Here is a 7,802-nt window from a genome sequence, read left to right on the forward strand (position 1 = left end):
ATTTATATCAGCAGGATTAATTGTCAATCCTGGATCAGTAAACCAGGATACAGTTCTATTACCTGCAGGAAGTGTGGTAATTGAATTCTCATATGATTCTAAATCAACCGTTGCATCATCACTCTCCCTGGGTTGAACTTCGCACACCTCTGGGTTTGGATCAATGACATCTGGTAGAGGATTTCTTGTAATAGTTACATCATCTGAGGATGAGCTACAAACTCCCAAAGCACTCGTTATTGTCCATGTGAAAGTCTGGGGACCTACTTGCAGGCCAGTGACGGTAGTGTTTGGATTATTTGGGTCGATAATTGATGGTATAGATGTTCCTGTTGGTGTCACTTTAATATTATCCAACCAATGCTCATCAGTATTACCATTATTTTTTGCTCTTACTATGATTTCCAAGTTATTTCCTGCAACTCCTACACCAGATGCCGTAAATGTTTCAAATACACCATCTGAAGTTGCATCATCATCAATCGCTCCAAATTGAGTTTCTATCACTCCATTTAACCTATAAAATGCTCTAATAAAATCCGTTCCACTTTGATTCCCAGTTTCAGCTAAATCTAAACTAATATCTACAGATCCGGTTAGCGGAATAGTGGTTGAAACCCATTCAACAGTACTATTATTAACATCTCTTGCAGACATTCTCCCATTATCAACCTTTATCCAATCTTGGGTAGCTGTAAAGATGCTGTTACCGGGAACAGCCACTGACCAATTATTATTAGGGTGTGTAAAACCAAAGGCATGTGGATTTGGTCCAGTAATACCTAAATCATTATCAGATGATGGGAAAGGCTCATAATAAACAACGGAACCTAGTGTCCATATACCAGTACCTCCATTATCTGCTGGTGTGGCACTAAGTGTGGCTGTTTGATCACATGTCTCAAAATCTGGAAAATCAGCAGCTGGGCTAGGGGCCAAATCTTGGGTATGCTGGACAGGAACGGCATTTACACTTTGACAAAGAGTTGGAGCTGTTTGGCTCTCAGTTACTGCATAATACGTAAATGTCGCATTACTTGTTGGCGTAAATTGCTCCTGGTTATTGCCACCTGTTGTACCTGTAGCTATAGTACTTAATGCTGCATCTTCATACCAGACTATAAGATTCCCTGCTCCAGGATCGTCCACTGAAATAGTTGCACCTGTTAGGTCGGATGAACATGCTACACCATCGACTGGATTAACAGGATCTGCTGGGCGAGGATTTATAGTTATTGTACCTAACTCTGGTAAACCAGCGGCATTACAACCTGTGAAAGTATTTATTATAGATGTAAGTCTGATTTCATAAGTATCCGGCAAATTTCCTAGATCAGCGTAGTCTAAATCTGTAGTGTTAAAAGTAAGAACTCCAGCCCCATCGGTATTTTTATTTATAGTTCTGGAGAGAACTAAAGCAGTTGCACTGTTTCTAATCTCAAAATCAATATCATAGTTTTCTGCAGAGTTAGGATTGAGATCTAAAGTGATAGAGGGTAGAACAGTTCCAGGTCCATCATCGCATACAGGTGCCCCAACAGTGAAGCTGTCAATAGTAGGCGGTGGTGTTCCACTTGTGGCGATCGTGGCAGAGCCAGTAATATTGGGTGATGGGGCTGTGACGGTACAATTTACTGTAGTTCCTAAATCTGTGATTGAAGTTACCACATATGTATCCGGGTCATCAGTCACTGTTGATGATCCGGGTATTGTATATGGTGAAGTTATATTATTTACAGTTGTAGGGTTTCCATTTCTTTCATAAGTGACATTAAATGGTCCTGTTCCGGTCATTGTGATTACTGCCGGTGGCCCTGGTATACCAGCACAGACAGAACCTCCCCCTGAAACCGCAGCTCTAGGTAAGGGGTTGATTACTACATCAATTGGAGCAGATATCGCGCTTTCGCAGTTTGTTGGATTTATACCTATAACTTGTACAAAGTATCGACCGGATTCGGCTACAGAATTTAGAATTAATTGATTACTTGATGTTTGCTGCACGGGTGTTGTAAGGTCGGGGTCTTTAAACCAGGCGTATTCATCTGCATTGCCATCCACATTGCTCGATTGTAAAATTACCTGATCTCCATTTTCACAAATATCCACTCCATCCCCCACTTCAGAAATAGTAGGCTGAACTGGAATTGGGTTGACCTCAATAGTGGTTATAGTACTTGTTTCAGTTGTACATGGTCCGTTGTCTATTACTGCACGATATTCATAGGTTCCCTCTGCAGCTAAATTTTCATTGAATGTTGTGTTACCATTGTTACCAATATCTATAAAACCACCCCCATCAACCTGTCTTTCCCAATTGAGTATTGTTCCTATATGACCTGACAAAGTAATGACTCCAGTGTTATCTCCTTCGCATATGGTATTATCAGATGTAGTTGAACCTCCTTGAGTTTGTCCAAATATTGTGACAGTTCGCGTTCGGTATGGTGAATTACATCTGGGATTATTTATGTATCTACGTCTAACTCGAATAGTTCTTGTTACACTGGTGAAAGTCCCTCCAATGTTAAAGTCCACGGTCACACTCTGACCACTTGTGGCGTCAAAGTTTACACCTCCACCCCCAGTACTATTCCATTGATATTCCCAATTGCCTCCGAAGGGGGTTGAGCCTTCAGGATCAGGTACTGAAAAAGTCACATTATTTGTATTGTTACAGATTGAAGAGGAACTATTGATTGGGTCAGGTCTATCAAGTTCATCTCTCACTGTCACTGTAACCTCTTCAGGCTCGCTTTCACAACCATTTGTAGCCCCAACCACATAAGTAGCCCACATAGAGTAGGTACCTGCTATATTAGTATCCAACCCTCCTGGAAAACTTGAAGCAGGAAAAGAGTTTGAATTATTGCCATTAGGGTTGGCTATTAAATTGCCACCTATGTCAGGATCGTTGTCATACCAATTAATTACTGTACTTCCTCCAGTCCCATTAATTTGAAAGTTTACTCCTCCAAGACCTGATCCATGACAAATCTCTTCTGGTAAGTTGTTGGCTTGAGAAGGGGATTCTATAATTAGTACCTGAGCAGTGGTAATAACTGGAGCATTTCCAGGATAACTATTACACCAATTCCAATTATTTAAAGTCACTTCAAAAACCTCTCCGGGTGATGCATCTGAGGGTATCGTAATAACTCCAGTTTCAACTGGAATAGGTCCAGTAGCAATGGCCCCTGACTCTGTAACAGTTGGATCAGTGTAAGGGTATGTATAATTAATGCCATCAATCAATACACCAGTTGATGACGTTATTGTATTAGCTGTTCCATAGACAAATTGAAACCATCTCTTTCTGTTATTTGGAAAACTACCGGGACCTGCATACCCAGGAGGAACGCAATTAAATGTACTTCTGTCTAAAAAAGTCAGATCTACCTCTTCCCCGGCACAAACTTCAAACACCACCAAGCCAGTGTTCGATTCTGACAATTCAAGATTTCCTGTATTTTGATCATCCGTATTCCACTTTACCACTGTTCCAGGAGTCTGTGTAGTGGAGGAAGCGCATGAAACACCATTTACTTGCAGATAAACCTGTGGAGTGTACTCACATTTAACCTCAGCACCATTCCGTGGAAAAAAATGTGTGATCGTAGCTCGATATTCATTGGGCCCAACCTTATTAACAACGTTAGTGCCTGTTACTGGACTATAACTAAAAACCTGAGCAGTTCCGTCATCCCAAGTTACAACGAACTCGACCAAATTAGGATTTCCACCATCATCTACATTATTGTATGTAATTTCCCAATTGTAAGGTATAGTTGCTGAGTTAGCACATAAGTTACCATTTCCCTTAACTAGATTACCAGTAATCACTGGTGTACCATCTGCACCACTGCATGACTGACTGTAGACTTGAAAACTACCGAAGAATATAATTATGAAAACAAGTAATAAACGACCTTTTTTAACCATGTGGGGTTGATGTTAAGTAAGTTGGTTTTAGCGGCACAAAATAACAAGATCGAAAACAATTACCTAATACTCGATTAGGTAAAAGCACAATATCACTATTTTAGGCATTAATGTAGTATAAGTGGTATTTGGTAACCCGCTTTCTAGCATTTTTCTATATTCTTTTTTCACTTGATAAAAAACATCCTAAATCCCATTTTTTAAGGTTAATCCTATTACCTTTGCATCCCATAAGTTCGAATGCAAATACAACTCGATTTTAAATAACTTATGGCTGCTGCTAAATACATCTTCGTTACCGGTGGGGTAACATCATCTCTTGGAAAAGGCATTATTTCCGCTTCTTTAGGTAAACTTTTACAGGCAAGAGGATTTAAGGTTACAATCCAAAAATTCGACCCTTACATTAATATAGATCCAGGAACGCTAAACCCTTATGAGCACGGTGAATGTTACGTGACGGATGATGGTGCAGAAACTGACCTTGATTTAGGACACTACGAACGATTTTTAAACACGCCTACTTCACAGGCAAACAATGTTACTACCGGACGTATTTATAACAATGTAATTACCAAAGAGAGAAAAGGTGAATACCTTGGAAAAACTGTACAGGTAGTACCTCACATCACCGATGAGATTAAAAGAAACGTCTTTCAGTTGGGTGAGAGCGGAGACTTTGATTTTGTAATAACTGAGATTGGTGGTTGCGTTGGTGACATTGAGTCTTTACCATTTATAGAAGCGGTAAGACAGGTGAAATGGGATGTAGGGGCCAATAATTTTCTTGTAATACACCTCACCCTCATACCTTATTTAAGTGCTGCAAAGGAATTGAAGACAAAACCAACCCAGCACTCTGTAAAGCAACTTCTTGAAGCAGGTATTCAGCCAGACATTTTAGTATGTCGCTCCGAGATGCGCTTACCTCAAGAAATTAGAAAGAAGCTTGCTTTATTTTGCAACGTGCACATCAATTCGGTGATCGAAGCTCTCGATGCTGAAACTATTTATGATGTACCGCTTTTGATGAAAAAAGAAAAGCTGGCGGAAAGGGTTTTGGCCAAGCTTAAAATCCCGAACAAAACTGAGCCTAATCTCGACCAGTGGAAAGACTTTTTAGGTAACCTAAAAAACCCAACAGATGAAGTTAAAATTGGCCTAATAGGTAAGTATGTCGAGCTACCAGACGCATACAAATCTATAGCCGAAGCATTTATACATGCCGGCTCGGTAAATGAATGCAAAGTAAATCTTCAATGGATCAGCTCTGAGTCAATAAATGAAGAAAACTGCCAATCTGTCTTAGAAAAGCTCGATGGCATCTTAGTTGCACCCGGATTTGGCGAACGTGGTGTAGAAGGTAAAATTCAGGCCGTAAAATACGCCAGAGAGAATCAGGTGCCATTTTTTGGCATTTGTTTAGGGATGCAGTGTGCTGTGATAGAGTTTGCCAGAAACGTATTAAAATTGAAAGAGGCAACATCTACAGAAATGAATCCTGACACGAAGCACCCGGTGATAGACTTAATGGAAGAGCAGAAAAAAATAGTAGATCTGGGTGGAACTATGCGTTTAGGTGCCTATCCTTGCAACCTTAAAAAAAGCAGCAAGGTGTATTCTGTATATGGAAAGAAGACTATATCCGAAAGACACCGCCATAGATATGAGTTTAATAATAAATACCTAGAGCGAATAGAAAAGGCCGGTCTTAAGGCAACAGGTATAAATCCTGACACTAAATTAGTTGAAGTTGTGGAGCTTGAAGACCACCCATGGTTTATAGGCTCTCAGTTTCATCCCGAGCTCAAAAGTACTGTTTTAAACCCGCACCCTTTATTTGTGAAATTTGTAGAGGCTGCTCTAAATAGTAAAAAATCAAATACGAAGAATTAATAGCTGATATTAATAATTAATTATGGATAAGAATCAAGCTACAGGCTTAGTCTTAATCGCCCTTTTGGTGATTTTATATTTCCAATTCTTTGCACCAGATCCTGTTGAACCAGAGAATAAAGAAACAACTACAGAAGCTACCACCACTCCTGAAGAGGATGTTAAGCAAACCGAAACGACCATCACAGCTGTCGATGACTCTGTGCTTAATGAAGAAATAAAACAGAAGTATGGTATTTTTGCCGCAGGTGGACAGGGAGAGGAAAGCTTTACCACTATAGAAACTGATTATTTAAAAATCGATTTCTCTAACAAGGGTGGTGTCCCTAAAAATGTAATACTTACTAAGTTTAAAAATAGTAGCGGAGGCCCACTTGTCTTATTTAATGATAGTAGTAATAATTTTCATTTAAAAGCAACAGCCAGTGGTCGTCAGGTAGACTTACACGAACTTTACTACACTGCTAATAAATCACAAAAAGGTGATTCTATTTTATTGTCTTACGCACTTAACTTAGGTGAAGGCAAATCTATTGAACACATCTACACTATTCCGAAAACAGGATATCAGGTAGGTTACCAACTCAATTTAAATGGGTTGAAAAATTACATCACCAAAGATGAGTTAATCTACGAGTGGAACGATCGTATGATCGCTCAGGAAAAAGATATAGAAATGAGTCGTAGAAACTCTACGATCAATTTCTATACGACTGATGAAGATTTTGACAACCTCGCAGAGGGAAGTAATAGCCTTGAAGAGGCATCTGTTGAAGGTGTGAAATGGGTAGCGTTAAAACAGCGTTTCTTTATCGCAGCGATCGTAGCAGATAAAAGCTTTGGAAAAGGTAAATTCTCAACGAATATAAACCCAGCTGATACCAATACAGTAAAAGATGCCAAAGTTAGACTGACCATTCCTTTGGAGGATGTTACATCTGGCACAGGTAATTATAAGTACTTCTTTGGTCCAAATGATTATTACCTTTTAGACGATGTTGCAGATGAATTTTCTCGCAACCTGGCACTAGGATGGCCACCGATGAAATGGGTTAATAAGTTTGTTATTATTCCATTATTCGACTTTTTAAGCTCGTTTATAGGCAATTACGGCATCATCATCATTATTATGGTGCTAATCATAAAGCTTGCCCTGTCCCCTCTTTCATACAAGTCATACGTATCGATGGCAAAAATGAAGGTGTTAAAACCAGAGCTTGACGAAATTAAAGAGAAACATGGTGAAGACATGTCTAAAGCTCAGCAAGAGCAAATGAAGCTTTACCAAAAAGTGGGGGTAAATCCTGTAAGTGGCTGTATTCCAATGCTATTACAGATGCCAATTTTGTTAGCGATGTTCTACTTCTTTCCACAATCTATCGAGCTAAGGCAAGAAGGGTTTTTATGGGCTAATGATTTATCTACATACGACTCTATTTTAAACCTACCTTTCACAATTCCATTCTATGGAGATCACGTGAGTTTGTTTGTGTTGTTAATGACTATGTCTACAATCATGATGACATACTCACAACAACAAGTGAGCACTGTACAGGGGCCCATGAAGGCATTTAGCTATATGATGCCGCTTATTTTCATGTTTGTGCTTAACTCTTATCCTGCTGCATTAAGTTTCTACTACTTTGTATCAAACATTGTTACTTTCGGTCAGCAGACGCTTATCAGAAAATTTATTGACGAAGATAAAATCAAGCAGATTCTTGAGGAGAATAAGAAAAAGAATGCTAATAAAAAGAAATCTAAATTTCAGCAAAAGCTTGAGGATGCCATGAAAGCACAAGATAAAAAGAAGAAATAAAAACTATTTTTTCACATAAAATCAACGTAAAGGCTCCTAATCGGGAGCCTTTCGTTTTTGTTACCCACGAGACTTTTTTAGTACTTACATAATTCAATTAAACTTATATCTTTGTAACCCTATTTTGTAAACCAAGATCTAATCA

The 7,802-nt window shown here is 39.1% G+C and carries 3 protein-coding genes; 2 read left to right on the top strand and 1 reads right to left on the bottom strand.

Annotated features, from left to right (window positions below; all coding sequences use genetic code 11):
* Positions 1-3,942, bottom strand: a 3,942-nt coding sequence (locus E1176_RS09645; RefSeq protein WP_155210401.1) for an Ig-like domain-containing protein, incomplete at its 3' end; no start/stop codon positions are given.
* A 270-nt stretch (positions 3,943-4,212) separates the two neighbouring features.
* Here E1176_RS09645 and pyrG point away from each other — a divergent pair.
* Both pyrG and yidC read left to right on the top strand, forming a co-directional pair.
* Positions 4,213-5,838, top strand: a complete 1,626-nt coding sequence (gene pyrG, locus E1176_RS09650; protein ID WP_155210402.1) for a CTP synthase — start codon at positions 4,213-4,215, stop codon at positions 5,836-5,838.
* 22 nt (positions 5,839-5,860) lie between these two features.
* Positions 5,861-7,657, top strand: a complete 1,797-nt coding sequence (gene yidC, locus E1176_RS09655; protein ID WP_155210403.1) for a membrane protein insertase YidC — start codon at positions 5,861-5,863, stop codon at positions 7,655-7,657.
* Positions 7,658-7,802: the final 145 nt, after the last annotated feature.

The sequence above is a fragment of the Fulvivirga aurantia genome (assembly GCF_009711475.1).
GTDB classification, from domain to species: domain Bacteria; phylum Bacteroidota; class Bacteroidia; order Cytophagales; family Cyclobacteriaceae; genus Fulvivirga; species Fulvivirga aurantia.

Coding starts and splice junctions, on each gene's coding strand:
- pyrG (WP_155210402.1), top strand. CDS start 4,213: ATGGCTGCTGCTAAATACATCTTCGTTACCGGTGGGGTAACATCATCT.
- yidC (WP_155210403.1), top strand. CDS start 5,861: ATGGATAAGAATCAAGCTACAGGCTTAGTCTTAATCGCCCTTTTGGTG.